The 26,716-nt window shown below is 44.2% G+C and carries 26 protein-coding genes and 1 riboswitch; of the genes, 20 read left to right on the forward strand and 6 right to left on the reverse strand.

The features are described from left to right. The first annotated feature begins 40 nt into the window (after window positions 1-40). Window positions 41-1,393: a cytochrome ubiquinol oxidase subunit I gene (locus J7E35_RS13010; RefSeq protein ID WP_214780331.1), complete on the forward strand. Its 1,353-nt coding sequence runs from the start codon at window positions 41-43 to the stop codon at window positions 1,391-1,393. After that, window positions 1,383-2,411: a cytochrome d ubiquinol oxidase subunit II gene (gene cydB, locus J7E35_RS13015; protein WP_214780332.1), complete on the forward strand. Its 1,029-nt coding sequence runs from the start codon at window positions 1,383-1,385 to the stop codon at window positions 2,409-2,411. Before J7E35_RS13010 ends, cydB begins: the two co-directional genes overlap by 11 nt. Before the next feature lie 537 nt (window positions 2,412-2,948). Here cydB and J7E35_RS13020 read toward each other — a convergent pair. Next, window positions 2,949-4,763, reverse strand: coding sequence for a solute:sodium symporter family transporter (locus tag J7E35_RS13020; protein WP_214780333.1), 1,815 nt, complete (start codon window positions 4,761-4,763; stop codon window positions 2,949-2,951). Window positions 4,764-4,942: 179 nt separating this feature from the next. On the opposite strand from J7E35_RS13020, the gene J7E35_RS13025 reads away from it, so the two are divergent. Then, window positions 4,943-5,317 carry a DnaJ family domain-containing protein gene (locus J7E35_RS13025; protein WP_214780335.1) on the forward strand — a complete coding sequence of 125 codons (375 nt, stop codon included), beginning with the start codon at window positions 4,943-4,945 and terminating at the stop codon, window positions 5,315-5,317. Window positions 5,318-5,392: 75 nt separating this feature from the next. On the opposite strand, the gene J7E35_RS23720 is transcribed toward J7E35_RS13025, so the two are convergent. Next, entirely contained in the window at window positions 5,393-6,820 is a 1,428-nt protein-coding gene (locus tag J7E35_RS23720) for a methyl-accepting chemotaxis protein (protein WP_483297664.1), read from the reverse strand. A gap of 255 nt (window positions 6,821-7,075) precedes the next feature. On the opposite strand from J7E35_RS23720, the gene motA reads away from it, so the two are divergent. The 7 genes from motA to J7E35_RS13065 all read left to right on the forward strand — a co-directional run bounded on the left by motA (window position 7,076) and on the right by J7E35_RS13065 (window position 13,866). After that, on the forward strand, window positions 7,076-7,870 hold the full coding sequence (motA, locus tag J7E35_RS13035) for a flagellar motor stator protein MotA (RefSeq protein ID WP_214780339.1): 795 nt from the start codon (window positions 7,076-7,078) through the stop codon (window positions 7,868-7,870). Then, the gene (gene motB / locus J7E35_RS13040; RefSeq protein WP_214780341.1) at window positions 7,863-8,627 is read left to right on the forward strand and encodes a flagellar motor protein MotB; all 765 of its coding nucleotides are present in this window, start codon (window positions 7,863-7,865) and stop codon (window positions 8,625-8,627) included. The genes motA and motB overlap by 8 nt, the downstream gene beginning before the upstream one ends. A gap of 118 nt (window positions 8,628-8,745) precedes the next feature. After that, on the forward strand, window positions 8,746-9,963 hold the full coding sequence (locus tag J7E35_RS13045; RefSeq protein WP_214780343.1) for an MDR family MFS transporter: 1,218 nt from the start codon (window positions 8,746-8,748) through the stop codon (window positions 9,961-9,963). 577 nt (window positions 9,964-10,540) lie between these two features. Then, window positions 10,541-11,887 (forward strand): nitrous oxide reductase family maturation protein NosD, encoded by a 1,347-nt coding sequence (gene nosD, locus J7E35_RS13050; protein WP_214780345.1) that lies wholly within the window; start codon window positions 10,541-10,543, stop codon window positions 11,885-11,887. A gap of 26 nt (window positions 11,888-11,913) precedes the next feature. Further along, complete coding sequence (locus J7E35_RS13055) at window positions 11,914-12,348, forward strand: nitrous oxide reductase accessory protein NosL (RefSeq protein ID WP_251040945.1); 435 nt, start codon at window positions 11,914-11,916, stop codon at window positions 12,346-12,348. Continuing rightward, entirely contained in the window at window positions 12,345-13,163 is an 819-nt protein-coding gene (locus tag J7E35_RS13060; RefSeq protein ID WP_214780349.1) for an ABC transporter permease, read from the forward strand. The genes J7E35_RS13055 and J7E35_RS13060 overlap by 4 nt, the downstream gene beginning before the upstream one ends. Continuing rightward, the gene (locus J7E35_RS13065) at window positions 13,156-13,866 is read left to right on the forward strand and encodes an ABC transporter ATP-binding protein (RefSeq protein WP_214780351.1); all 711 of its coding nucleotides are present in this window, start codon (window positions 13,156-13,158) and stop codon (window positions 13,864-13,866) included. Before J7E35_RS13060 ends, J7E35_RS13065 begins: the two co-directional genes overlap by 8 nt. A gap of 119 nt (window positions 13,867-13,985) precedes the next feature. Here J7E35_RS13065 and J7E35_RS13070 read toward each other — a convergent pair whose 3' ends face one another. After that, on the reverse strand, window positions 13,986-14,624 hold the full coding sequence (locus J7E35_RS13070; protein WP_214780352.1) for a nitrous oxide reductase accessory protein NosL: 639 nt from the start codon (window positions 14,622-14,624) through the stop codon (window positions 13,986-13,988). Window positions 14,625-14,869: 245 nt separating this feature from the next. Beyond that, a complete protein-coding gene (locus tag J7E35_RS13075; protein ID WP_214780353.1) occupies window positions 14,870-15,199 on the reverse strand; it encodes a helix-turn-helix domain-containing protein in 330 nt (109 codons plus the stop codon). Window positions 15,200-15,425: 226 nt separating this feature from the next. On the opposite strand from J7E35_RS13075, the gene J7E35_RS13080 reads away from it, so the two are divergent. Continuing rightward, entirely contained in the window at window positions 15,426-15,632 is a 207-nt protein-coding gene (locus J7E35_RS13080; protein WP_214780356.1) for a hypothetical protein, read from the forward strand. A 212-nt stretch (window positions 15,633-15,844) separates the two neighbouring features. Next, window positions 15,845-15,930: riboswitch (cyclic di-GMP riboswitch) on the forward strand. A gap of 29 nt (window positions 15,931-15,959) precedes the next feature. Next, complete coding sequence (locus tag J7E35_RS13085) at window positions 15,960-16,088, forward strand: anti-repressor SinI family protein (RefSeq protein WP_214780358.1); 129 nt, start codon at window positions 15,960-15,962, stop codon at window positions 16,086-16,088. 101 nt (window positions 16,089-16,189) lie between these two features. Here J7E35_RS13085 and J7E35_RS13090 read toward each other — a convergent pair whose 3' ends face one another. Next, entirely contained in the window at window positions 16,190-16,510 is a 321-nt protein-coding gene (locus J7E35_RS13090) for a helix-turn-helix domain-containing protein (protein WP_214780360.1), read from the reverse strand. Window positions 16,511-16,804: 294 nt separating this feature from the next. Between J7E35_RS13090 and treR the strand changes: the two genes are divergently transcribed. After that, the gene (gene treR, locus J7E35_RS13095) at window positions 16,805-17,530 is read left to right on the forward strand and encodes a trehalose operon repressor (RefSeq protein WP_214780362.1); all 726 of its coding nucleotides are present in this window, start codon (window positions 16,805-16,807) and stop codon (window positions 17,528-17,530) included. A gap of 127 nt (window positions 17,531-17,657) precedes the next feature. Here the strand turns inward: treR and J7E35_RS13100 are convergent, their stop codons facing one another. Then, a complete protein-coding gene (locus J7E35_RS13100) occupies window positions 17,658-17,933 on the reverse strand; it encodes a late competence development ComFB family protein (RefSeq protein WP_251040946.1) in 276 nt (91 codons plus the stop codon). 201 nt (window positions 17,934-18,134) lie between these two features. On the opposite strand from J7E35_RS13100, the gene J7E35_RS13105 reads away from it, so the two are divergent. From J7E35_RS13105 to J7E35_RS13135, 7 genes are all read left to right on the forward strand, one after another. Continuing rightward, a complete protein-coding gene (locus tag J7E35_RS13105) occupies window positions 18,135-18,650 on the forward strand; it encodes a type 1 glutamine amidotransferase domain-containing protein (RefSeq protein WP_214780364.1) in 516 nt (171 codons plus the stop codon). A gap of 373 nt (window positions 18,651-19,023) precedes the next feature. Next, window positions 19,024-19,773 (forward strand): type I methionyl aminopeptidase, encoded by a 750-nt coding sequence (map, locus tag J7E35_RS13110; RefSeq protein WP_214780366.1) that lies wholly within the window; start codon window positions 19,024-19,026, stop codon window positions 19,771-19,773. 186 nt (window positions 19,774-19,959) lie between these two features. Next, window positions 19,960-20,820 (forward strand): MurR/RpiR family transcriptional regulator, encoded by an 861-nt coding sequence (locus J7E35_RS13115; RefSeq protein ID WP_483297661.1) that lies wholly within the window; start codon window positions 19,960-19,962, stop codon window positions 20,818-20,820. A gap of 143 nt (window positions 20,821-20,963) precedes the next feature. Further along, entirely contained in the window at window positions 20,964-21,866 is a 903-nt protein-coding gene (gene gnd / locus J7E35_RS13120; RefSeq protein WP_214780368.1) for a phosphogluconate dehydrogenase (NAD(+)-dependent, decarboxylating), read from the forward strand. A 126-nt stretch (window positions 21,867-21,992) separates the two neighbouring features. Continuing rightward, window positions 21,993-22,997: an ABC transporter substrate-binding protein gene (locus J7E35_RS13125; RefSeq protein WP_214780370.1), complete on the forward strand. Its 1,005-nt coding sequence runs from the start codon at window positions 21,993-21,995 to the stop codon at window positions 22,995-22,997. After that, window positions 22,994-25,354 (forward strand): ATP-binding protein, encoded by a 2,361-nt coding sequence (locus J7E35_RS13130; protein ID WP_214780372.1) that lies wholly within the window; start codon window positions 22,994-22,996, stop codon window positions 25,352-25,354. Before J7E35_RS13125 ends, J7E35_RS13130 begins: the two co-directional genes overlap by 4 nt. Next, window positions 25,326-26,666 carry a sigma-54-dependent transcriptional regulator gene (locus tag J7E35_RS13135; protein ID WP_214780374.1) on the forward strand — a complete coding sequence of 447 codons (1,341 nt, stop codon included), beginning with the start codon at window positions 25,326-25,328 and terminating at the stop codon, window positions 26,664-26,666. The genes J7E35_RS13130 and J7E35_RS13135 overlap by 29 nt, the downstream gene beginning before the upstream one ends. Window positions 26,667-26,716: the final 50 nt, after the last annotated feature.

Consider the following 26,716-nt stretch of genomic DNA (forward strand, 5'->3'; position numbering starts at 1 on the left):
GTTAAAAAATTCACAAACAATAAATAAGGAGGTATCAAAGATGGATGAGGTCCTGATATTAAGCCGGATCCAGTTTGCTGTGACTGTTTTTTATCATTTTTTATTTGTCCCATTAACGATTGGTTTAGTCATTCTCGTTGCCATCATGGAGACAAAGTATGCACGCACCCTGGACCAGACATATAAGCGAATGGCGGATTATTGGGGAAAACTGTTCGCGATCAACTTTGTGCTTGGTGTGATTACCGGCATTACGATGGAATTTCAGTTTGGCACGAACTGGTCAGAATACTCGAAGTATATGGGTGATATTTTCGGGTCGCCGCTCGCGATTGAAGCTCTAGTCGCCTTTTTCCTTGAATCTACCTTCATGGGCATCTGGCTGTTCGGAAAGGATAAGTTTACACCAAAACTGCGGGCATTTTCGATCTGGATGGTCGCTCTCGGTACGAATATTTCCGCTCTCTGGATCATTACTGCCAATGGCTTCATGCAAAACCCGGTCGGCTATGTCCTTAACAATGGCCGAGTCGAATTGAACAGCTTCCGGGAGCTCGTCACTAATCCTTATGCCTGGTATATGTTTGTACACACTGTTGTAAGTGCCTATATTGTGGGGGCGTTTTTCATGATGGCCATCAGTGCTTACCACCTGCTCAGGAAAAACGAAACGGCATTTTATAAAAAGTCATTCAAGTACGGTCTTGCCATGGCCTTGTTTTCTGCGACTCTCACACCAATCATCGGGCACCAGTCCGGTGTTTTTGCTGCTAAAATGCAGCCGGCAAAAGGAGCGGCTATGGAGGCAGTCTGGGAGACACAAAAGGACATGCCATTCCATCTTATCCAGATTCCCGATCAGGAAAACGAGCGCAATGCTTTTGAGGCAATCAGCATTCCGAAATTGGGCAGCTTCTTCTACACCAACTCCTTTGATGGGGAAGTCACAGGTTTGAAAGACATTCCCAAGGATGAACGGCCTAACGTGGAACTGGTCTTTTATGCGTTCAGGGTAATGGTCGCTCTAGGAGTCTTTTTCCTGGCTGTTTCCTGGTACGGCTTGTACCTTTATCGGAAAAACAAACTGGAGAACTCACCAAAATACTTGAAGCTGGTCCTATATTCTGTACTGCTGCCGTATCTGGCGATTAATGCCGGCTGGATGGTAGCAGAGGCGGGACGACAGCCATGGGTTGTGTACGGATTGATGAAGACATCTGAGGGTGTGTCGCCAATCGCGTTGTCCCAGGTGATCTTCTCCTTGGCAGCTCTCGTCATTTTTTACACAGTTTTATTGATAGCAGATGTCTATTTGATCATCAAATATGCGAAAAAAGGTCCGGAATCAGAGGTTAAATATGGCCTTGAAGGAGGCGTGAAACATGTCTCATGATACACTTGCAATCATTTGGTTCGGTTTGTGGGGATTGATTTGGACGGTTTATTTTATCCTCGATGGATACACCCTTGGGACCGGAATGCTGTTCCCGTTCATCGCTAAAAACCGCCAGGAGCGTAACCAGCTCCAGGAGGCGGTCGGACCTTTCTGGGGCGGGAATGAGGTCTGGCTGATCACAGCTGGAGGAGCGACATTTGCGGCCTTCCCGGCTGTCTACGCGGACATGTTCAGCTTTTTGTATACGCCGTTGTTCCTGGTGCTGATTGCTTTGTTCATTCGGGCAATCGGACTTGAATTCATGCATAAGGACGACAACCCACTATGGCAGGCAGGGTGTAAATGGGGCTTCTTCACCGGCAGCTTTTTGATCGCCTTCTTATTCGGCGTCACCTTCGCCAATCTGTACCGAGGATTATTGATCGGTGCCAATGGCTATGAAGGCAATTTGTTCAGCTTGTTGAATGGTTATGGCATTTTGGGAGGATTGCTGTTTGTCTCATTGTTCCTTCTGTCTGGTTCATTATGGATTCAGTTGAAGACAGCAGGGCAAACCGCAGTCCGAGCATACAAAATATCACGGATAATGGCTGGCGTGGCTCCGGCGATGCTGTCGCTTTTTTTTCTGGCGACAGTGAACAGGACGCCATTGCTGGATAATTACTCACAGCAACCGATCCTCTGGACTGTGCCGGTAATCGCACTGGCTGCGATGCTCGCGGCAGTCTACTTTATTTTTAAAAAGAAAATCGGCTATGCCTTTACCGCTGTCTGCTTGACGATTTTCACAAAAATGGCCTTCGGCTTCGTAGGGATGTTCCCGAACATGCTGCCATCAAGAATAGACAATGCCTACAGCGTGACACTTTTTGATGCTGCAGGCAGCAAGCTCAACCTGACCATCATGTTCGTCGTTGCAGTCATTTTCGTGCCAATTATCATTGCCTACCAGTCCTGGAGCTACACACTTTTCAAGGATAAAATATTAAAGGAAAGCGCAAAGGGATATCAATAAGGAAAGGCGTCTGGGTGACCAGACGCCTTTGATTATGTGGGGAATTGCTTTAATGCTTGTCCAGCAGGTAGAGTTTCAAGACGGCAAATAAGAAGTGGATAATAGACATTTCCGGAGCATCGAAATCTTAAAATGTCTATTGTAAAGGATTTAATAGACATTTCCAGCAAAGAGCAGCAGCAAAATGTCTAATAAAAGGGGTTTAATAGGCATTTCCAGCAAAGAGCAGCCTCAAAATGTCTAATAAAAGGGGTTTAATGGACATTTCAGGCAAGGAGCAGCAGTAAAATGTCTAATAAAAGAGGTTTAATGGACATTACCGGCAAGAAGCAGCAACATAATGTCTAATAAAAGAGGTTTACTAGACATTTCCAGCAAGGAGCAGCAGCAAAATGTCTAATAAAAGAGGTTTAATGGACATTTCAGGTAAGGAAAGGCTACGAAATGTCTATTAACTATTCTCCCTAGGAGTAATCCAAGCTGATCTGTTTAAAAAATAGAGACCTACCAGCACAATGATAGGTCTCAAAATACAAATCAATATTCTGTTGTGGTCGGTTTAAGCTTTGTTCTATCCAATGTTTTTTCCTTGTTTGCTTTAACCGGATTTTCTGTCAAGAGATAACCGGCATAGGCTTTGTTCCATTTTTTGATTGCCAGATAAGATAGTAAGACTGTAATCGCAAGTATCCCAGTGATGATTGGCCAAAATGCTGAAGAAACATAACCTCCATCGTACGCTAATCCAATTGGCGAGAAGACGACGTAGATGATGGCAACGAGAGCCAGCAGGACAACAGATACAGGCAACGAGTACTTCCATGGTACCATGTCGACTGCTGCCTCGGAGTGGAAAGTATATGGCTTTGCTGTTGGTTTCCACATTCCGATGGCGATCATAATTGCCACTTCGACTACAAACAAGATTGCGTAAATGTGGATAAAATGAATCGGTACAGCAAAATCGAATAGATGCTGCGTACCCCAAACGAGCATATAGTAAGTGATCACGTGGAAGATGATCACGACTTTAGCTGCAAGTGCAGGTACTCGTTTTGTGAAAATCCCGACAAGCAAGATGACGATGATTGGAATATTGAAAAAGCCTGTGAACCTTCTGATTAAATCCCATAATCCTTCGGGTGCGTTCATCAGCATCGGGGCGATACATAATGATACGACAGCCAGCAGTGTCCCAGCTATTTTACTTACCGATATTATTTTGCGGTCATCTGCTTCAGGGTTAAAGCGTGCTTTATAAATATCAAGCGCGAACATCGTTGCTGCGCTATTCAATAATGAGTTGAATGAGCTTAGTACTGCGCCAAGCAGGACAGCCAGAAAGAAGCCGGACATCCAGGTTGGCAATACATCGGAAATCAACGCTGGATAAGCCAAGTCAACTGACTTCAGCCCATCTCCGTACATATGGAAGGCAATGACGCCGGGAATCATCATCGTCAGCGGCACTAGCAGCTTATAGAATCCGGAAATCAAAACGCCTTTTTGGCCTTCAGCCAGGTTTTTCGCTCCAAGTGTACGCTGGATGACATATTGGTTTGAAGCCCAGTAGAATAAGTTAGCGAAAATCATCCCGGTAAAAATGGTGCCGAATGGAACGGAATCTTGCTTTGTCCCAATTGAATTCATTTTTTCAGGGTTCGTAGTAGCGATTTGTTTCATCCCGTCCCCAATATTGCCATCGCCTAGTGCGATCAGGCCCAGTATTGGGACAAGAAGGCCAATGATAATCAAGCCAATCCCATTCAATGTATCCGAAATCGCAACAGCTTTCAGTCCGCCGAAAATCGCATAGATGGCCCCGATGATTCCGATGAGCCAGATGACAATCCAGACAGATGCTTCATACGAGATGCCGAACAGCTCTGGAAAGTTGAAAAGCTGCAATACGGCAAGTGCACCTGAATAGAGCATCGAAGGCGCGGTAACAAGAATGTATCCAAGCATAAAAAGAAGAACCGTATACTGTCTGACACCTTCATCATATCGTTTGCTCAAAAATTCAGGCAGCGTTGTGAAATTGCCGCGAAGATACTTTGGCAGCAAATAGATGGCCATGATGATGATGGCAAAAGCAGCTGTCACTTCCCATGCCATGTTGGAAAGATTGGTACGGTAGGCTTGTCCATTCAGGCCTACCAACTGTTCTGCCGAAAGGTTGGTGAGCAGGAGAGAACCTGCAATAAAGCCGCCGGTCAACCCGCGGCCGGCTAGAAAATATCCAGCTGAATCGCTGACTTCTCCTTTTGTCTTTACATACGAATACCACGCGACGAGCCCCATGAAAAAGGCTGCTGAAATAAGAGTAAATCCTATACCCCCAAAAATCATCTTGTCGACACCCCTTGATGTGTAATTATTTTACATACTAAATAACCTGCTTGCTAACTCTTTAAACCTTTAGCGTGATAAAATCATCTCTTTTACCAAATATTTAAATTAGAAAATACTGGATTAAAATAATATAATAATAGGAGAAATACTAAAAATGGACGACTGGAGTGGTTCAGATGGATTTTTCAATGGTGGTGTCGGAGGATCGAATCAAGCGTGCATACAAAGATGGAGAGTTTGAAAATTTGCCTGGCTACGGAAAGCCTTTGAATCTGGAAGATATGTCAGCCGTGCCAGAGGACCTGAGAATGGCCTACAAGATGCTGAAAAATGCAGGTTTTTCTCCGGAAGAACAGAGGCTCAGGCAGGAAGTGATGTCCATCGAGGATTTGATACGCAACTGTGAAAATCCTGATGAGAAAAACAGACTGAACCAGGAACTTAGCCAAAAATTGCTAAGATACAATAAAATAATGTCCAGCAGGGGAGCTAAAACAAATTCCTATCTATTTAAAAATTACGAACGGAAAATTGAAAAGAAGCTGTTATAAAATAAAGGGCCAGGCGGAGAAAACTCCAGCCTGGCCCTTCTGTTATTAAGATGTTTCAATCAACTACGGATTTGCTTACGCTCCGAGTGTTTTGATTTTTTCAGCAGCTGCTGCTGTTTGGCTGACGTATGCTGCGATTGTCTCATTATCGTCATTCAATGTTTCAATCGTTGCGTTCATTTCTTCCAGGCCTGCTGTTGCCTGCTCAATGATGGCCGCCAGCTCACGTGTTGAGGCTTCAACACCGCCTGTCTGATTTTTAACATCACTGACAGTCAATTCGAATTGGCTGAATTGGTTCGTCAGTTCACGAAGGGTGCTGCTGACTTCCGTGAAGAAACCAGAAACCTCTCCGACTGCGGAACGGCTCTCTGCCAGCTTTTCACTGCTGTCGTTCATTTTCTCCAGAGCTGCTGAGTTTGTTTCATTAACAGAAGTAAGGTTCTCGGTAATTTGGATTGCTGTTTCTTTCGTCATTTCCGCAAGCTTGCGTATCTCATTGGCAACAACTGAGAAGCCTTTGCCTGCCTCACCGGCGCGTGCAGCTTCAATCGAGGCATTGAGGGCAAGAAGATTTGTTTGCTCTGTGATGTTGCGGATGTTGACGATGAACCCGTTCGTTTCTTCAATCTTCTTCGTGAGCATGGAGAATGTCTGGCTGAGTTCGGAAATTGAAGCAGCCAGCTCCTTCATGTCGCCCTGGAGCTCGGTGAGTTTAACGGAGCCGCTCTCGGATGCTTTTGCAGCCTGCAAAGTATTGTCAGAGAGCAGGACGGACATATCGGACATTTCATCCATTCTTTGCTTTGTCAGTTCTGCATTTTCGGAAATTTGGTTAATCTGTTCAGTCTGAACCTGGCTTCCGGCAGAAATTTCATTTACAGCGATTTTCATTTCTGTTTGCGAAGACAGATGGGTCTGGATTTGTCCATTTATTTTACCGAGACTCTCCGTCACGACGAGCAGCTCACCATGCAGCAGGGCACTATGCTGCTCTTTGCGGACTTTTTCATTTTCAGATTCCGCAAGAAAAGCTTCCAGTGATTTAAAGGCATTTCCATTTAGACGGATCAAGACGAACAGCACTGCGCCAAGCAAAATATAGCAAAGGAGAATCGCTGTGAATGTGCTGCCTAAAAAGTCCTGGTTTTCTGTGGCCAGCAACGTGTTCAATACGACTCCCACCAGCCCGAGGGTGTATCCGGTAACAAAGATCTTTATTTCAAAATGGATGGCCGAAAAGACCGCCAGGAATAGCAGGACGAGCAAAAATCCCCCATTGCCTCCGAACATTCCGATATAAAAGTAATGATGGATGAAGATTGCCGCAAAAGCAGCATAAGGGAACAAGGACTCCTTCTTAAGCCATAGCTGGAATATCAGGAAAAACAGTACAAAAAATGTTAATTCGCTTACATAAACCATCGTTTTCAAAATCGGTTCTTTTTCAATGAGGGTGTATGCAGATGTCGCAATCAAGGATACCGAATAAGTGCTGAGCATCAAGATGTTTTTCTTTCTCGTATCCTGCCTGCGGAGATTTTGAATAGCCTCCACGTAAAATCCTCCTTAGATGTTCTTAGTTCTTACTTATACTATATCGGCATAAGAAATCTGAATCTTTATTGTTCATGAAAAATTATTTTTACGGGCCATCACTTAAGATTTTTTAAAATATGTCGAAATAAAAAGAGATATTTATGACTGTTGGAAGACCTAAAGACAGAAATAGAAGTAAAGCAGACAGGGGAGTCGTACATGGATAAGTCGTCGATCATTGGTGTCATATTAGCGATCATTGCAGTAGGAGTCGGGATGGTGTTCAAAGGGGTTAGTCCGAGTGCCCTTGCCAATCCGGCAGCGATCTTAATTATATTGGTGGGTACTGTTGCAGCGGTGACAATTGCCTTTCCTGCAAAAGAACTGAAGAAAGTACCCAAGCTTTTCAAGATTTTATTCAAGGAACAGGAAAGTGCGGATTTACCTTCATTGATCCGTTTATTTTCTGAATGGGCCCAGCTAGCCCGAAAAGAAGGCTTGCTTGCACTTGAAGCGAAAACAAGTGAAATCGATGATGAGTTTCTAAAGAATGGGCTTTCGCTTGCGGTAGATGGCCAGAGCGCTGATTATATCAGGGACGTTTTAACAGAAGAAGTTGAAGCGATGGAAGAACGCCACCTCTCAGGAGCGGCCATTTTCACCCAGGCTGGAACATATGCTCCGACATTGGGAGTTCTTGGTGCAGTAGTGGGTTTGATTGCGGCGCTGAGCCATATGGACAATACCGATGAACTTGGCAGAGCGATCAGTGCTGCTTTCGTGGCGACACTATTGGGGATTTTCACTGGTTACGTTCTATGGCATCCATTCGCCAATAAACTGAAGCGCAAATCAAAACAGGAAGCACAAGTGAAATACATGATGATTGAGGGGATTCTTTCAATCCTTGAAGGTGAAGCACCAAGGGTAATTGAGCAGAAGCTTGCCTCCTATCTGCCAGCTGGCGAACGGAAAATGATCCTCGAAGAAAGCAGCGTGGCGAAGGATGAGTAGGAAAAGGAAGAAGAAGCATCATGAGGAGCATATGGATGAGTCCTGGCTGATCCCGTATGCCGATCTGCTCACTCTCCTGCTCGCATTGTTCATTGTTCTATTTGCGATGAGCTCAGTCGATGCCACTAAGTTCCAGCAACTGTCGAAGGCCTTCAATGATGTTTTTGCCGGGGGTACTGGAGTATTCGAATTCCAGAGTCCAATGCCGGAAGGCCAAATGGAATTGCCTGACGTACGCAAGGAAGATGTCGAAAAGAATGACCAGGATGATAACGCCAAGGATCAAATGGAGCTTCTGGCCATCCAGCAGAAGGTCAACTCTTATATAAAAGAGAAAAGGCTGACAGATAAATTGGATACGAAGCTGACGGACGAGGGACTGCTGCTGACAATCCGTGACAATGTCCTGTTTGAATCAGGACGGGCGGAGGTCCGTACGTCAGATATGAATATTGCAAATGAAATTGCGAACTTGCTGGTAATGGAGCCGCCGCGGAACATCATAATCAGCGGCCACACTGACAATGTGCCAATCAGGACCGCCAGATATGAATCAAACTGGGAACTCAGCGTCATGCGTGCCGTCGAATTCATGAAGATCATCTTGAAAAATGAACAACTTGACCCGCGCTGGTTCAGCGCCAAGGGTTTCGGTGAATTCCAGCCAGTGGCTGCGAATGATACCGTCGAAGGCAAAGCAAGGAACAGACGGGTAGAAATTTTAATCCTACCAAGGACAAGCAATAATCCGGGATAATAAGATCAAGAACCGCTGCCATGTTAGTTGGCGGCGGTTTTTATTTTACAAAAGGTATTTTCATAAATTTGGTTATTTGCTATGATTTAGGAATCTGAAATTACGAGGTAAACCAAAAATGAATAAACTTAAAAACTATTACCGGCAATTCCATCCGATTGTATGGGTTCTGCTGAGCGGGACTGTTCTTGCAAGGGGTTCAGCGTTTGCGACGCTTCCTTTCCTGGCCATTTACTTATCCAGGAATCTTGATTTGCATCCAGTATTAATCGGGATCACGATTGGGATTAGCCCATTATCAGGCGTGGTCGGCGGTTTCCTGGGCGGACATTTATCTGACCGATTTGGACGCAAGCCAGTCATGATCGGTTCATTGTTTTCGATGTCGCTCGTCTATTTCGGCTTTATGATCGCCGAGACCCCGGGATGGTTCATTATTCTTAATGCGCTGAATGGTTTAAGCGGGTCATTTTTCGAACCAACCGGCCAGGCGCTGATTGCCGATCTGACTGAAAAAAGCAAGCGAATGAGAGCGTTCTCTCTAAGGTATACGGCGATCAATATCGGAGCTTCGGTTGGCCCGTTGCTCGGTGCCTATCTCGCGGTGGTTTCAGCAAAATCGGCTTTCATGGTAACAGGGATCATGTATTTCATATATGTACTGATTCTGGCACTGATGATGAAGAAATACAATTTGGGGAATCCAGCAAGTCAAACAGTCTCTAAAGTAACGATCGCCAGCTCCCTGAAAATAATTAGCAAAGATAAGGCATTAAGGTACTTGATTTTAGGAACAATCATCATTAATTTTGGATATTCGCAAATGGAATCAAATGTCCCGCAGTATCTTGAATCAACAATTGCTAATGGAGTTTTCGTATATTCAGTGATGTTGTCCATCAATGCTGTCATGGTCGTCTTGCTGCAGATGCCGATCAGCCACTTTGCAGAAAGGTTCAAAACGATGCAGGTCATGATGGCCGGTGCAGTCTTCCTATCAGCGGGCATGCTGGCATTCGGGTTTGTAACAGGTTGGTATACAGGCATATTGGCGATTGTCTTCATCACAATAGGGGAAATCTTGATCTTCCCCTCAAGCAGTTATCTTGTCGATCAGCTCGCAACAGATGAACTTCGGGGAACCTATTTCGGGGCAGCGCAGTTCCGGAGAATCGGCCATTTCCTCGGTCCGATTGCGGGAGGTTATTTATTGAATGAAGCAGGAGGTACGGTTTTATTCTCGTTCATCGCCCTTGCAGTGCTCGGAAGTATCATCTTTTTCATTCAGGGGAACAAGATATTCGTAAAAACAGCAGCAACAGCCGTTAAGGGATGATAAAAAAGCAAGATTCCACAAGGAATCTTGCTTTTTTTTGTGCAGATTAGCCTGAATATAAGGCATTATTGCCTCGAAAATTACGTTGAAAGGGTGGCTTTTTTAGCGGAAAATTCTTTTTTATAGCGACTTTTTCATTTATATAGCGAGAAATTCTTTTTTATAGCGAAATGGTAACTACATGTCTTAAATACCATCTTTCTGTTAAAAAAAGCCCCATCATTACTCGGCTTCCTGTTCCGGTGTATCCGGCTGGCACATTTTATCGATACCGACACCGATCACGAGCATCATCGCAATCGGAATGGAGAAGTTTAAAATATGAACAATTGTCATGTCCAAGTCCTCCCTTAACCTTAATAAGGTTTACATATTAATAACATTATATTTTATTTGTCACAAAATAGACACAAATACTTTTAATTATTCTGAAAACTTCAAAATTTTAACGAATTAACCCCTATTTTCACAGTAATTCACATCATTAACTTCAACGATTCCCAACAAATATTTCAAGGTTTCATCACATTTATTTGCTAGTTTTAAAAAGAGAATAAAGCCGGGAGGAGGCAGCTGTATGCGGAAGCTGAAAAAGCCATTTGCAATCTTTATCTTTTTGCTTCTTTTGCTCGTCCCTGTTAATGCCTTTGCCGATGAGTTCACAGTGGAGAGCGGCCAATCGATCCAGAGTGCCGTCGAAGGTGCCAAAAATGGAGATACCATCCATGTCTCTCCTGGAGTTTTTAAAGAAAATGTGATGATCACTAAGGAAATCTCCATAAAAGGAGAAGAAGGAGCCGTAATCGATGGCGGTGGAAAAGGGAATGTCATTATGGTCACAGTTTCAAATGTGGTCCTTGAGGGACTCACGATCCAGAATAGCGGTACTGGTCAGGAAGACAGCGGGATCTACATTAAAAAAGCCCATTATAATGTGATCAAGAACAATACATTGAAAAATGTCCAGAATGGAATTTATATAGCGAACAGCAATGAAAACAAGCTGCATGGAAATAGGATTGCAAGCAATGAATCTCATTTCTCTAAGCGTGGGAACGGAATCCATATGTTTAAGGGTGGAGGCCATTTACTGAAAGAGAATGAGATTTCCAATGTTCAGGATGGAATTTATTTTGATTTTACGAAAGGCATCAAGGTGCAAAGGAATCACATCAGGGACTCACGCTATGGCATGCATTTCATGTTCAGTGAAGGCATACTGGCAGAAAGAAACCATGTAGAAAAAAATGTGACAGGCCTCATGGTAATGGATTCGGTCAGCATTGATTTTATTGAAAACAAGGTAACCGACCACTTTCACTTCCGCGGCTATGGAATCCTGATTTATGAAACAGAAGACGTCCTCCTTGAGGGGAATGAAATACTTCGGAACAGCACTGGGCTGTCCCTGGAATACGGGATTAATACCTTGATCAACAAGAATCAGATTGCCGCCAATCAAGTTGGCCTGGAATTCATGGGCAAGAACGAAAATAACACGTTTTCAGAAAACAATTTTATCGGAAATGTCGTTCAATCAAAGATTTCAGGGGAGGACATGAGGCTCGATGATGGAGTGAAGGGAAATTACTGGGATGATTACAGCAGTTTTGACCTTTCAGGTGATGGTGTGGGAGAAGAAGCATACAAGGCAGGTTCACTGTACGATCGCCTTTTGCGCAAACAGCCTTACTGGCAATTCTTTTTTGAAAGCCCATCGATCAAGCTGTGGACCAAGGCGGAAGCTTTGTTTCCTTCATTTGGGTCAGCAGATGTGTATGATGCCCGCCCGCTGGTCGAACCGGTTACCATGCTTCAGGAAACCGAACAGTACAGCAAAGACCGGATGATCCCCGGAATTATAGGCATACTGTTTATTTTGTTCTCGATATTTGTCATTGTGAAAGGAAGGAAACTGCGATGATCAAAAAGCTTGGAGTTTTTTTGATAATGTCGGCAGCGGTAGTATCGGGCTGCAATAACAGCAAGATGGAGCCGGAGGAAATCAACCCGGAAATCGATGTATGCGAGGTGTGCAACATGGGTCTAGCCCATGAGCACTTTGCTGCCGAGGTCGTCACTGCTGATGGTGAAGTGTATAAATTTGATGATATAGGATGTATGGATGAATTCATGGAGATGGAAGAACATCTCAAGGAAGAAAATGCGGCAAAACAATATGTGCGTGATGTGGACACAGGCGAATGGGTCGAGCTTGAAAAAGCCTTCCATGCGTACCACCCTGATTTCTGGACACCAATGGCAAATGGCGTTGTCAGTTTCAAGGATCAACAGAGCGCTGAAAAATATATTAAGGAACAGGGAATGGGCGAAGTGCTGGATTATGAGTCATTAAAGAAACATGAGTGGAGCTGGGAGCAATGAGGCACATCGCGAGGCAGCAAATGACCTTGATGATGAGAAGCCATTGGCTTGCCGGCTTTGGCTTATTGTTCTCATCCCTGGCGGTAATGGTCGCTTTCCTTGGGAACACCGGCGGAACTGGGTTTGATGGTTTTAACAGGATGACAGCAAGCTTGCTGAATATCAACTTACTGCTGATTCCCTTGCTGTCTTTGCTGATCGGCAGCCTGTTCCTATCAGGCGAAAAGGAAGACCGGGGGCTAATGCTGCTGCTGACATACCCGATTTCGCCGTGGGCAGTTATCCTGGGGAAGTATGCAGGATTATTCGTTTCCGTCTGGTCTGTTTTGACGTTTGGGTATGGTGCAGCCTTGCTCGTTATCTTCTTCGCCGGCGGGGGATTCTCTGTTTCCTTGCTGATATTATTTTATCTGTATTCGATCCTGTTGGCGTCTACCTTCCTGTCGCTGGCAATGATGATTGGCATAATCGCCAAAACACGATTCCAGGCACTGGGGATAAGCCTGATTGTCTGGGCTTTCCTTGTGCTTTTCTATGAATTTATCATCATGGGATTAAGCATGTTCTTGATGAAGCAATGGCTGCTGCCAATGCTTACTGTTTCCATCTTTCTGAATCCGGTGGAGTTGATCCGCGTCCAGTCAATTTTGTCGCTGGAGGGAGCATCAGTATTCGGCCCGCGCTTATATGATTTAACAATCTGGGCAGATGGATGGATCGGGAAAACGTTATTTGTACTTGCCGTTTTGCTCTGGACGGTACTGCCTGTCCTATACACAGTGTACAGGACGAAACGGGGGGTTAGTGATGAATAGCAGCGAATGGATGCGGATTGAAGGACTGGCAAAACATTACAGTGAGACGAAAAAGATTACCGACATTGACTTGACCATCAACAAGCCTGAAATCTTTGCATTATGCGGCGGAAACGGCGCAGGTAAGAGTACGTTGATCAAAATGCTTACAGGGATGATGAAACCGACTGCCGGAAAAATTCTGTTGGACGGTAAGGTAATCGACCCGCAAAAACAAGGATTCAAAAAACTGTTTTCTTATATGCCGGATGAAATGCTCTTTCCTCGACAGCTGACAGGTTCGGAGGTTTTGACCTTTTTTGCTAGGTTAAGAGGAATAAGTGATGAAAAAGTAATGGAAGCTCTTAAGCAGGTTGGGTTATTTGAAGTAAAGAATATGCAGATTAAACAATACTCTAAAGGAATGCAGCAACGTCTTTCACTGGCGCAGGCGCTATTGCCGGATGTCCCTCTTCGAATCCTCGACGAACCAACCAATGGGCTAGATCCATTGTGGGTGTTCCGCTTCAAGGAAATTATCCTGGAAGAGAAAAAACAGGGCAGGACGATTCTTTTTACTACCCACATCCTTAGTCTCGTTGAGGAATTGGCAGACCGGGCTGCGTTCATGCAGGAGGGGCAGCTTCAGTATTGTGATTCAGTAAAATCACTTATAGAAAATAACGGTGTCTATACACCGCTTGAAAAAGTCTTCTTTCATTAATTCTTGATTGTTTCCAGAGCTTGAATGAGAAAACAATCATACATGCAATGCAAAAAATCCCGGGGCTGATTTGTGCACCGGGATTTTATTTAAAATACTTTTCTTTTCGTGACCTAAACTTAATGGCCGCTTTCCTCTTCGCTGTCGCTATGAATATCATTTTCCTGATCCTGATCCTGATCCTTATCCATGCTATCGCCATTCATCTTCATTTTTTTCATATAGCGTTCGTTTGCGATTTGGTCGATTTGCTCCCATGTTGCCATTGCAGGATTTTTGTTGCCGTTTTCTGAAATGAATTTCTCCGCGCTTTCATTATCCGTGAAGAAAGCATAGCCGTATTTCATGGGTGTTTTCAGGTCTGCTTTTACAGGTATCGCGGAATCTGCTTCGATCCATTCTGACGTAATATAGTCACGTACCCAATTTTCTTCAAATTCCACATCATCACGCCGTGTGATATTCAACAGACATCCGGAGTCGTCAAAGAATACATACTCTCCGTCTTTCGTTTTAGCCTGCGCTGTGAATACACCCATAGGGTCAGCTTCCTTGTATACTTTCATATTGCAGAAAGCACAAACATCATCGGCACCAGGTTCATGAGGGCCATCTGCATGATCATCATGATTGTGTTTTACCTCTGTGGCCGCAGGCTCCTGACCGTCTTTCTGCTCGTTTTCAGCAGCTTCATCTCCGCAGGCAGAAACAATTATCAATAAAAAGAATGCTATCATGACAGCAAAAAATTTCTTCATTTAATTCTCCCCCTTTGATCGATTTTAATCCTATCAAGGAGTTGTGATTAAAATACGAAAAAACAATGGGGAAAACGTGAGAAGCTCACTGTTTTTATGACTATTTTGTGACAGATCTTCAATCCTTGTACATGGTATGCCTGATCGTAGTGGCTGAATGACTTCCTGGTGTGTTCGTTTAGCACAATGAACATAAAAATACATGGTCTAAAGAGAGAACTAGCATTGTAATTTATATAAAAGCTTTACTGTTTATCCTGTTTATTCATGCTTTTAAACTTCATGAAATCCAGATAGTAAGCAAAATCTTCCTTGCTGATTCCACTTTTTATTGCTTCATCGACGAGCCCAGCCCATTCCTCATCAACTGGCATCATTGGCTGCCCCATCAAATAGTCAACGGTTGTATCCAGATTGTCTGCCAATCTGGAAAGCACCTGCACCGAAGGGTTTTCCTGGATTCCCCTTTCGATGTAACTGAGATAGGATTTGGAAACATTCGCTTTTTCTGATAGTTCGCTAATAGAATACTTTTTTTCTAGTCTCAAGCTTTTAATCTTCTCGCCAACCGTCATATGGGAATCTCCTTTTTAATTCACGTTAATTCATTATAACGAACAAAATAGTTCTTTTAAAAATACAAGAAATTAAGATAAACGGAGCGTTTTCTTAAAAAAGAACGATTTTCGTTCTTTTTTAAGAAAAAAAGCCATATTTTAGACTTTTTCAAGAATGGTACAAATGAACTATACTTCAATGGAATAATGCAGCAAGGCACTTTAAAAAGGGGGCTGGATGGCCGTGTACAGAAAAAATTGTGATCGATGCAATCGTCCTTCGTTTAGCAGCAGCGAGGTTGGGGAGTGGCTCTGCCCGATTTGCGGAAATGATTTAACGAGATATCCGTTCTTTAATGCCATCAGTCTTGAAAAAGTGGCCAATTTAGCAGACTGGAAAAAGCAAAGATATAAAAAATCTACCCACCCATCAGTTTATGGGGGTAAATAAATAAAAAGAGTTCAACAATTAAGGGGATTATATGACAAAAAACACGATTAAATGGTTGTAATTTTCAGATAAGTAATTATAAAAGCTGTGATTTTGTAATTGTTTGGAAGAAAAAAGAAAAAAAACCTTCTATTGTTGGCGACAAATACTTACATGTTAAATATATAGAACACGGTACAATGACATTGGGAGTTCAGAAGTGAGTAAAAAGGTACAGAAAAAGGCAAACTTGTTGAAAAACTAGGACGCAAAGTCACGGATCTAAGGTGCAATTTACTATGATGGCCGGACTGCCTGGAATACTAACTGTATTTTGGGGGGAAGAACTTGATTAAAGAGCAGGTAGTTTTCGAAGAACTGGATACAGAATGGATGCAGCTAATATTGGAAGCATTAGAAATAGGCATTAACAAAGAAGAAATAAGGGAATTTTTAATGAAGACAAAAAATAGTTAAGTGATTTATACATAGACAGTTTAAGTGCGATCGAGCAGCTCTTATGGAGGTGCTTTTATTTTTTGCATAAAAAAGGACAGCCATGAAAGCTGTCCTTAAAATTATTTATTGTTGAGTCTCCATTTATTGAATTCCAGGAACTCACGGAATTGGTCCTTTGTGATTCCTGAATCCATTGCCTCTTTTACAAGATTGACCCAGTCTGAATCCATGTTCTCTTTATCGGGCTGCTCATGAATGAGATGGTCCACCGGTACATTCAGTACTCCAGCTATTTTTTCTAAAAATTGGATTGAGGGATTTGTTTGAAGATTTCGCTCCAGGGAACTCAAATATGATTTGGCCACGCCAGCTTGTTCTGCCATTTCGGATAGGGACATTCTTTTCTCTTGTCGAAGTTTTTTGACGCGTTCACCGATCAATGTTATCCACACCTTATCAATTTATAGTTATATCATAACAAATCTGATAAAATAGTTCCATATTGAGAACAACTTATAGAACAATTATAACCAAACACAAAGTGTTTTTGGTCTGCTTTTATTAAAAAACATGTTGGGAAAAACTTGTTGCTTTTATATCGGCCATTTCAGTGAACAGTTGTACTTCATTTTACGGATAATTTATGAAAATTCCATACACAGTTGTCCATTGTATTCAAACGGGCATAAAAAAGGTAAAATGGTAGCAATCAGACAAGATACGGGTGATGTGTTGTGCAGAAAAAGTATTTATTGATCTATGAAGAAATTTCGAAACAGATCCAGGAAGGAGCTTATCCTCCTAAAACGATTTTGCCTTCTGAAAACGAATTTGCGGATATGTATCAAACTTCCAGGGAGACCATTCGCAAAGCACTGAATCTACTTGCTCAGAATGGATTTATCCAAAAAATCCGCGGCAAAGGTTCACTTGTGCTCGATTTGAAAAGACATCAGTTTCCGATAACCGGTTTGATCAGCTTTAAAGAGCTGGCGGAGAACATGGGCGGAAAAGCGAAAACTTCTGTGGAAGAATTCACTCTCGAGCAGGCTGGCCGGGAAATTGCCAGGGAATTGAATGTAGCGGATGATGAAAAAGTTTGGAAGGTAAAAAGAGTCCGGCATATTGATGATGAACGAGTGATTCTCGATAAGGATTATCTCGTAGAAAAGCATGTGCCAGGACTGTCGTGCGAGAAATGCGAAAACTCGATATTTGAATACATTGAAGGTCAGCTTGAGAAGAAAATCAGCTTTGCGAAGAAAGAATTCACGGTGGAGGAACCCAGCGAGGAAGACCGGAAGCTTCTTGATATGGAAGGATTCCATGCAATCGTCATCGTGAAAAACTATATTTATTTTGATGATGCCACCCTGTTCCAATATACAGAATCCAGGCACCGTCCCGACAAGTTCCGCTTCGTTGATTTTGCCAGACGAATGGATACCCAGACTCTATGAATAAAAAGAAGCTGCCATTGATGATGCCGGATTAACCAGGCATCATCAATGGCAGCTTTTATTTTTCGGTAAGAAAAACTTAGAGACGTGCCCTGCTCCAGCAGACAAGCACCCTGCACTTTTCTGATTAATGCTTCGGATACTTCCCGACAAGATGGATGGCGCTGATGATTCTTTTATTGATCCAGGATCTGTTTTCCTGGGTGTTAAGCTGTTCATAGACCATCTTCCGGCCATCTTCTGTAGTGACATAGTGACTTGGAAGAGTGTTCAGGCTGATGGCGATGATATCGTTCCGGCACTTCTGGCAATTGCAAAAAGTCTGGTAATCTGGGCTCATCATCAGCACATTGACCAGAGTCGAAACGACCTCTTCCATTACATTGACATAACTAAATTTCATGGTGCCTCTCTCCCTATTGATGTCCTAAGTTAAATTATAGTTGAAAGACAGAAATATAAAATCATTTTTTTATCTTTGTTATAAGATGAGTCTAATTACACAGAATTATATAAAATAATGGAAATGCAACAGAATGTTTCATAGTTGGAGGACAGGGAATTTTAAATAGTGGAGACTTTTTTAAAAGGAGATGTTGAAGCTATGGGTAAAAAAATTGCCTGTGTAATAACAGACTTATTTGAAGATGTCGAATACCTTGAGCCTTCGCGTGCTTTTACCGAAGCGGGGCATGAGGTTGTAACAATCGAAAAAGAAAAAGGGAAGACTGTAACAGGCAAGCAGGGCAAAGCCGAGGTCAAGATTGACGAGAGCATCGACAACGTCAAGCCGGAAGATTTCGATGCCTTATTCATTCCAGGCGGCTTTTCTCCAGACCAGCTGCGTGAGGATGACCGATTCGTGCAATTCGCCAAATACTTCATGGATGAGAAGAAGCCAGTCTTCGCGATCTGCCATGGACCTCAGCTGCTGTTGACAGCTAAAACACTCGAAGGCAGAGGCGCAACAGGCTACAAGTCCATCCGGGTCGACATGGAATATGCCGGAGCGAAATACATGGACAAAGAGGTAGTCGTCTGCTGCAATCAGCTGGTGACCAGCAGAGAACCTAAAGACATCCCGGCATTCAATCGTGAAGCACTAAAAGTGTTGGAATAATATTGGTGAAGAACCCTTTTGCTGAGGCAGGAGGGTTTTTTATTTTGGATATTGAATGCGGAAACTGGAAAAATTCGTATAGAATTTCCAATGCGCTATAAAAGCTGGAAACTCGCTATAAAAATGAAAAAGTCGCTATAAAATAGAAATTTTCGCTATAAAAACGTGAAACTTGCAATAAAAATAAATTTCCCGCTATAAAAAAGGCTAACAGAGATTTTTTATATGATTTATACCAAGAAAAGGGTTTATATGATATGCGATCCAGTAAAGTAAGGCTATTTTCATTTTACCCTTCGGTGAACTGGTTCATTTTGCGAAATTTTACGTATAAGATAATATAGAGGATGAAATGAATCAGGGAGATGACGGAATGATTGTTTTAAAATCGGCACGAGAGATTGAAAATATGAAGGAAGCAGGCCGGCTGCTCGCTTCCGTGCATAAAGAATTGCGCAAACTTATCAAGCCGGGGGTAACCACTTGGGAAATCGACCAGTTTGTTGAGGATTACTTGAAAAAGCATGGAGCCACACCTCAGCAGAAAGGCTACCGTAACTATCAATATGCGACGTGCGCCAGCATCAATGATGAGGTTTGCCACGGCTTTCCTCGGAGAGAGGCGTTGAACGATGGCGATATCGTCACGATCGACATGGTCGTCAACTTGAATGGCGCCCTCGCTGATTCAGCCTGGAGCTATGCAGTCGGCAATATCAGCGAACAGTCACAAAGGCTGCTGGAGGTAACAAAAGAGGCATTATATCGCGGTATTTCTGCATCCGTACCAGGAAATCGGGTCGGCGATATCGGCCATGCGATCCAGTCATATGTGGAGGGTGAAGGCTTTTCTGTTGTGCGCGAGTTCATCGGCCATGGCATTGGCTCTGTTATTCATGAAAAGCCTGATATTCCCCACTATGGCCTGCCAGGCAAGGGGCCGAGGCTCAAGGAAGGCATGGTGTTCACGATCGAGCCGATGGTCAATGTCGGTGAGTGGAAAACAAAGATGGACGATAATGGCTGGACAGCAAGAACAGTGGACGGAAAGCTGTCTGCCCAGTATGAGCATACCATTGCGATCATGAAGGACGGTCCTGTCATTCTGACGGAACAGGATTAAAAAATGCTTCGGTCTAAACCTTAGTTTGGTCCGGTCATTCTAACAGAACAAGATTAACTTATTCATCGGGCTAAACCAAAGTTTGGCCCGAACATTTTATTAATTATGAAAAAAATTTTCATCATTCGTAAATAATGATGAAAATTATTTGGTAAAATAAAGTAGTCAGAAAAGGGGGGCGGAAAAATGGCCAGTGAACTGAATGGAAAAAATGTCATTGTTAAAATAAACGCGATCTACTCATCTCTTTCCTCAAAGGAGAAAACGGTCGCAGATTACATATTAAATAATACTCAAGAAATCATCCATCTATCGATCACCGAATTTTCGGAGCATGCCTCTGTTGCCGAAGCAACGATTTTCCGCTTTTGCAAAAGGCTTGGATTCAGGGGATATCAAGCTTTCAAAATCGCCCTTGCGAGTGAACTCGTGGAACCGATCAAGAATATCCATGAGGAAATAAAGGAAGAAGATGAGGTCGTCACCCTTGCGCAAAAAGTTTTCGCAGGGCATGTCGAAGCAATGAAAGAAACGCTGGATCTATTGGATGCCACCGTGCTTGAAAGCATCATCGAAGTTCTTGGCAAAGCTTCGAGAATCGATTTTTACGGATCAGGAGGGTCATCGGCTATCGCACTTGATGCCTACCATAAATTTCTCCGGACAGGCATTCATTGCAATGCCCACAGTGATGGCCACCAGCAAATCATTTCGGCAGCGCTGCTCGGCTCCGGGCAGGCGGCGATCGGCATTTCGCATAGCGGCAGTAATAAAGATGTCATAGAAGCATTGAAGATAGCAAAAGCTAACGGGGCAGCGACCATCGCGATCACAGGCCATTACAAGTCGCCTCTGTCGAAAGAAGCGGATTATGTACTATATACGACATCAAGGGAAACGTTGTTCAGGTCAGAAGCACTGGCGTCAAGACTGGTTCAGTTAAGCTTGATTGATGTGCTTCACGTCGCTGTATCCGTCCGCAGGCAGGAACAAACTCTTGGCAACCTGCAAAAAATTAGGGAAGCGATATCGATTAAAAGATATTAATCATGAAAAAAATTTTCATAAAATAGATATACATACGAAAAAATATTTGATACTATCAGATTATAACGAAGCTCTTTCGGAATAACGGAGACCAGTAGGGAAGTTCATTCGAAAAAGAGCCTGACGAAAAGGAGTGCATCGATGTGAAGATAGGAATGGTTGGCCTTGGGAAAATGGGCTATAACTTGGTATTGAATTTAATGGAAAATGGCCATGAGGTTGTTGCGAACGATATTAATGAGCAAGCAATGCAGGACATCAAAGCAGAGGGTGCAGAGATTGCTGCTGATTATAAGACAATGGCAGATATGCTGCCAAAGCCGCGTGTCATCTGGCTGATGATTCCTGCAGGTGAATTGATCGACCAGGTGATCGAGAAGTTCACACCATATTTAGAAGAAGGTGACATCCTTATCGATGGAGGGAACTCAAACTATAAGGATACATTAAGACGTGCTGATAAGCTTTCAGCGGCTGGCATTCACTTCATGGATGTCGGGACAAGCGGCGGAATGGAGGGTGCCCGTAATGGTGCCTGCACAATGATTGGCGGGGATGCGGAAGTTTTTGCGCATGTAGAGCCAATCTTCAAGGACATTTCGATTGAAAAGGGCTACCTTTACACAGGTAAGGCTGGCAGCGGCCACTTCCTGAAAATGGTGCATAACGGAATAGAGTACGGCATGATGCAGGCGATGGCGGAAGGGTTCGAGATCCTTGAGAAAAGTCCGTTTGATTACGACTATAAGGAAGTTTCACGCGTATGGAACCATGGTTCTGTCATCCGCAGCTGGCTGATGGAATTGATGGAAAACGCATTCGATAAAGAACCAAAGCTTGAAAGCATCAAAGGGGTCATGCATTCATCAGGCGAAGGAAAATGGACAGTCGAAACTGCGCTTGACCTCCAAACAGCTGCGCCGGTCATCGCACTGTCATTAATGATGAGATATCGCTCTCTGGAAGAAGATACTTTTACAGGAAAAGTGGTTGCTGCGCTAAGAAATGAGTTTGGCGGCCATGCGGTTGAAAGAAAAGAAAATTAAAAACTAGGTTCTCCTCTATATGAGGGGAACCTTTTTTATGTTCATAAAATTATCCTTTTTATCAAGATGGCTACGTTGCTTTTTCCGTTATAGTGGAAGTGACTACTGGAAATGGGGGCGGAGGCTGTGAAAACAAAGTGGTATTTCTTTTTTCTGACAACGATAGCCATTTCGGCTCTTTTATATGCTTTTCTCGGAATCAAGGGAGATAAGCCGACAGAAGTTGGCGTCCTGATGATCGGCGAAAACCGTTATGAGAAATTCACTGGTCTGGAAGCGGGATTAAAGGATCTGGGATATAGCGCGAAAGAAGTCCATTTTACGGTGAAAAATGCACATGATGATGAAGAGCTGATTGACAAGCAAATCGATCAGCTTCTAAAAGAAGGTCCAGACCTGATCGTTACGCTCGGCGGAATTGAAACACTTAGGCTAAAGGAAAAAATGGATGAGGCCAATATCGAGATTCCGGTTGTTTTTGCAGGTCTTGCTGCACCGAAGGAACTTGGTTTGATCAAAGATTACAAGTCACCAGGAGGCCTTTTTACAGGAATTAATAACTACCATGCGAGTATCTCTGGAAAGCGTCTCGAGATGCTGACTTCACTGGTGCCCGCTATTGGCAGGGTGCATGTAATTTATGACAGCAAGATTGATGTCAGCAAATTGAGTCTTGAGGAAACGAGGCATGCCGCCAGAGAGTTGGGAGTGGCCATCGCCCCATGTGATGCTTCAAAACGATGTCTGGATACTCTGTGGAAATCGGTGGGTGATGGAGAGGCGATCCTTGTTCTTCCCAGTTTCAGGATTGAATCTCTTACAGAGGAGATTGTGAAGCTGACAGAGGAGAAAAAAATCCCGGCGATGGGATTGTATGATTTTGAAGCGGAGAAAGGGCTGCTGGCAAGCTACGGATCCAGCTTTTATTCACAGGGCTACCAGGCTTCAAGGTTCGTCAGCCTGATTCTTCAGGGAAACAAGCCGGGGGAGTTGCCTGTTGAACTGCCAGATGGGATTCGTTTTGTTGTCAACCAGCAGACGAAGGACGCGCTTGGAGTCACCATTAATCAGGATTTGCTGCATATCGCCGAACTGATCCATCCTGAGGTCCAAGGAGGCAGGAAGCGATGAGAGTACTGATTGATTTCATGCACTCGCAGACAATCCGCAACAAGGTCCTTGTATTCGGAGTAGTGATGTCGACCATTCCCTTGCTGCTGATCAGTTTATATTACTATTCTTTTGTAAAAGCGGATTTGGAAACAAGAATCGTGGAAAAACAGCATCTGGTGCTCGAGAATCTGTCCCGGGAAATCGAATATGATTTCAGCCAGACATTCCAGCGGATCCATGTCCTTGCATCACTTAATCTTTTGAATGAAAAACAAAGCGCTTTATATGAGCTCCTGCAGCAAAGCGAATCAATCGAGGAGGTCATCATCGCGGATGATAATGGCTTTGTGGAAAAAAGGGTGTCCCGCTACGAGCTTAATATTACAGGGAATAACGAGCGCTGGTTCACGGATGATATGTGGTTCCAGCTGCAAACTCGTGACAAGGTGTACGGCCAGGTGGAGTTCAACCAATATGGCCAGCCTGTCATGAAATTGGCGATCCCTTTTTACGAAGGTGAGTCGAAAAAAGCAATTGGAGTCGTTGTCCAGCTGCAGAAGATCATCGGGAAAATCTCCTCGATGAGGCAGGATCATTCCGCATATATTTATCTAGTCGATGATAACGACCGGGTCATCGCCCATCAGGATTACAGCAAGCTCTGGCGAAAACAGACATCTGGCAGCCAGGACGAGATTGGTGTAACGGCAGAAATTGAAGACTTGAACTGGGCGCTGGTGATGGAGCAGCCGAAAACAACGGCTTTTGCCCCAATCAACAGGATGCTGCAAAGCGGCATAGGTGCAGTTGCCCTGCTGATTTTAACCGTCAGCTTGATCAGCGTTTGGGCAGGGCTTTATTTTACAAGGCCAATAGTTTCAATTGACAGGGAAATGAACAACTTGAAGAAAGGCCGCAAAATCGAACCGGTGAAGATGAAACGGACAGATGAGTTGGGAAAGCTTGCTGATTCGTTCAATGATATGAGCAAGGAGTTGCTTGAAAAATCAAGGCTGCTTGAGCAGGAGAAGGAAAGGCTCGATGTGGTTGTCAACGGAATTGGTGCCGGGCTGGCGCTTGTGACAAAAGAATACCGGATCACCTGGATGAACCCGATTTTAAAAGGGTGGCTGAAGGAGGACCGGTTGACGCTGCCTTGTTACGCTGTGATTGGCGGGGAAAGTATGCCTTGCCTGAATTGTCCGATTACCTGTCCGGACCTTGATAAAATCGCCGACGAAGTCATGAAATTCAAGGACGGTGCCAATGGTGAGCGGATTTTCAGGCACAGAGTATTTCCGCTCAACCACGCGATCGAAGAAGAGGGAGAATTCCTTGTCGTGCTAGAGGATATCACCGAGCAAAAACAAATGGAAGAAACAATGATCCAGACAGATAAACTAAGCGCGCTCGGGATCATGGCTTCGAGCTTTGCGCATGAGGTCAATAACCCGCTGGCGACAATCAATGTCTACGCAGAGGATTTGATCGACAGAATCCAGGGTGGTGACGATGACCTGGATGAACAGGAAATGGAGCATTATCTCCGTAAAATCAAGGAAAATACCGAGCGCTGCAAACGGATTACCGGAAACCTGCTGAATTTTTCCCGGAAGAATGACTGGACAGATGACCGGATTCGAGTGAAGGAAATCATTGAAAATAGTGTCAGCCTGGTTGAGCATCAATTGAAAAAGCAGCGAATCCAGCTTGAAATTCATGTTGATGAAGGCTTGCCAGCCGTGAATGGGGATGGCCTAAAGCTGATGCAGGTCATCGTCAACCTGATCAACAACGCCGTGGATGCGATGGAAAGCGAAGGAAAACTGATTGTTTCCGCGTCAGTAAGCAGCCGGGAAGCAGTTTCAATAAAAGTGACCGACAGCGGCCACGGAATCCCCGCAGAAGCGATGGATAAACTGTTTGACCCATTCTTTACGACCAAGCCAGTCGGCAAAGGAACCGGCCTTGGTTTGTCAGTATGCTACGGCATCATCCAGCAATTCGGCGGAAATATTTTGATAGACAGCAAACCAGCAGAAGGAACGACAGTGGAAATCCAATTGCCTGCAGGGGGTGCACTGGATGTGGAGAAGCAGCCAATAGTGATGGATCGCAGTAACGGCAGTCGTGTCCCAGGAGATAAATCAGCAATGGATCAGAGTATCAGCAGTCGTGTCCCAGGAGATAGATCAGCAGTGGATCAGAGTATCAGCAGTCGTGTCCCGGGAGATAGATCAGCAGTGGACCGCAGTAACGCCAGTCGTGTCCCAGGAGATAAATCAGCAATGGATCGCGAAGAAAACGGCGAGCCGCCGAAACAAGAAACAATGGAGGTGGGCTGCGATGTCAGCAACAAGATTGCTAGTCGTTGACGATGAACAGGATTTGCTTGAGCTTTTGGTAAGAAGGCTGAAGCGTAAGGGATTTGATGTGGACAGCGCTGGCACGGCCGAGGATGCCCTTGAACTGGTAAAGAGGAAGGATTACGATATTGGCGTCTATGATATCAGGCTGCCGAATATGGACGGCATCGAGCTTTTAAAAGAAACAAAGAAAATCCAGCCCGATGTAGAAGTGTTGATTCTGACCGGGCACGGGACGATTGATACCGCAATTGAAGCGATGAAAGTGGGGGCCTTCGATTATATCACAAAGCCTTATAATCTATCTGAATTGGAATTGACGATCGGGAAGGCTGCAGAGAATAAAGCGTTGAAAGAAAAAAACGATTCTATGAAAAAAATTATCGCCCAGCATAATGGGTTCAATATCATTGGCGACAGTGCCAATTTTTGCGAAGTACTTGAGATGACCAGGAGGATTGCCGACAGCGATGTACCTGTCCTGATTGAGGGTGAAAGCGGCACCGGGAAGGAGCTGTTCGCGAAGGCCCTCCATTATTGGAGCAGCCGTGCTGATGAACCATTCGTGCCGGTGAACTCCGGTGCGCTCCCTGAACATCTGCTGGAAAGTGAATTGTTCGGGCATGCCCGCGGTGCTTTTACCGGAGCGAGCCAGGATAAGAAAGGGCTTGTTGAAGCTGCAAAAGGCGGAACCTTATTTTTAGATGAGTTAGGGGAAATGCCGCTGGCGCTTCAGGTAAAGTTGCTGCGCTTCCTGGAAACGGGAGAATTCCGCCGGGTCGGCGATGTCAGGGAAAGGCATGTTACTGTCCGCGTCGTCGCTGCCACGAACCGCGACATGGTAAAAGAAGTGGCTGAAGGACGTTTCCGTGAAGACCTGTATTACCGGTTGAATGTCGTCAAGCTGACCATCCCGCCGCTGCGTGAACGAAAGGATGACCTGCCTGCGCTGATCGACCATTTCATCGGTAAAACCAAAGATCCATCGAAGCGGCTGTCGGCAGAAGCCTGGCTCGCGCTGGGGAAATATGATTTTCCGGGAAATGTCCGCGAGCTCAGCCATCTGATTGAACGCGGCGTGCTATTATCAAAAGGTAGTTTGATTGAAGCGGAAGATCTGCTTTTGCCTCAGTCTGTAAAAACAAAAGCTGAGACAGAAGTTCGGCTTTCTCCGCTATGCTCTTTGGAAGAAGTCGAAAAAGTGCATATCGAAAACGCCTTGAAACAATTGAACTGGAACAAAACAAAGGCTGCGGACGTGCTGGGAATCAGCGTCCGGAATCTTTATCGGAAGATTGATCAGTATGGGTTGAAAGAATAGTTTTTGGATGGACGGCGAACTGGAAAAAATCGCTTGGAATTTCCAGTTCG

This window comes from Bacillus sp. ISL-45, assembly GCF_018613195.1.
Classification (GTDB): domain Bacteria; phylum Bacillota; class Bacilli; order Bacillales; family Cytobacillaceae; genus Mesobacillus.

Coding starts and splice junctions, on each gene's coding strand:
- nosD (WP_214780345.1), top strand. CDS start 10,541: ATGCGGAAGCTGAAAAAGCCATTTGCAATCTTTATCTTTTTGCTTCTT.
- J7E35_RS13070 (WP_214780352.1), bottom strand. CDS start 14,624: ATGAAGAAATTTTTTGCTGTCATGATAGCATTCTTTTTATTGATAATT.
- J7E35_RS13020 (WP_214780333.1), bottom strand. CDS start 4,763: ATGATTTTTGGGGGTATAGGATTTACTCTTATTTCAGCAGCCTTTTTC.
- J7E35_RS13075 (WP_214780353.1), bottom strand. CDS start 15,199: ATGACGGTTGGCGAGAAGATTAAAAGCTTGAGACTAGAAAAAAAGTAT.
- J7E35_RS13100 (WP_251040946.1), bottom strand. CDS start 17,933: ATGAAATTTAGTTATGTCAATGTAATGGAAGAGGTCGTTTCGACTCTG.
- J7E35_RS13115 (WP_483297661.1), top strand. CDS start 19,960: ATGGCCAGTGAACTGAATGGAAAAAATGTCATTGTTAAAATAAACGCG.
- motA (WP_214780339.1), top strand. CDS start 7,076: ATGGATAAGTCGTCGATCATTGGTGTCATATTAGCGATCATTGCAGTA.
- motB (WP_214780341.1), top strand. CDS start 7,863: ATGAGTAGGAAAAGGAAGAAGAAGCATCATGAGGAGCATATGGATGAG.
- J7E35_RS23720 (WP_483297664.1), bottom strand. CDS start 6,820: ATGCTCAGCACTTATTCGGTATCCTTGATTGCGACATCTGCATACACC.
- map (WP_214780366.1), top strand. CDS start 19,024: ATGATTGTTTTAAAATCGGCACGAGAGATTGAAAATATGAAGGAAGCA.
- J7E35_RS13010 (WP_214780331.1), top strand. CDS start 41: ATGGATGAGGTCCTGATATTAAGCCGGATCCAGTTTGCTGTGACTGTT.
- J7E35_RS13055 (WP_251040945.1), top strand. CDS start 11,914: ATGTCGGCAGCGGTAGTATCGGGCTGCAATAACAGCAAGATGGAGCCG.
- J7E35_RS13045 (WP_214780343.1), top strand. CDS start 8,746: ATGAATAAACTTAAAAACTATTACCGGCAATTCCATCCGATTGTATGG.
- J7E35_RS13025 (WP_214780335.1), top strand. CDS start 4,943: ATGGATTTTTCAATGGTGGTGTCGGAGGATCGAATCAAGCGTGCATAC.
- cydB (WP_214780332.1), top strand. CDS start 1,383: ATGTCTCATGATACACTTGCAATCATTTGGTTCGGTTTGTGGGGATTG.
- J7E35_RS13135 (WP_214780374.1), top strand. CDS start 25,326: ATGTCAGCAACAAGATTGCTAGTCGTTGACGATGAACAGGATTTGCTT.
- J7E35_RS13130 (WP_214780372.1), top strand. CDS start 22,994: ATGAGAGTACTGATTGATTTCATGCACTCGCAGACAATCCGCAACAAG.
- J7E35_RS13060 (WP_214780349.1), top strand. CDS start 12,345: ATGAGGCACATCGCGAGGCAGCAAATGACCTTGATGATGAGAAGCCAT.
- J7E35_RS13065 (WP_214780351.1), top strand. CDS start 13,156: ATGAATAGCAGCGAATGGATGCGGATTGAAGGACTGGCAAAACATTAC.
- J7E35_RS13105 (WP_214780364.1), top strand. CDS start 18,135: ATGGGTAAAAAAATTGCCTGTGTAATAACAGACTTATTTGAAGATGTC.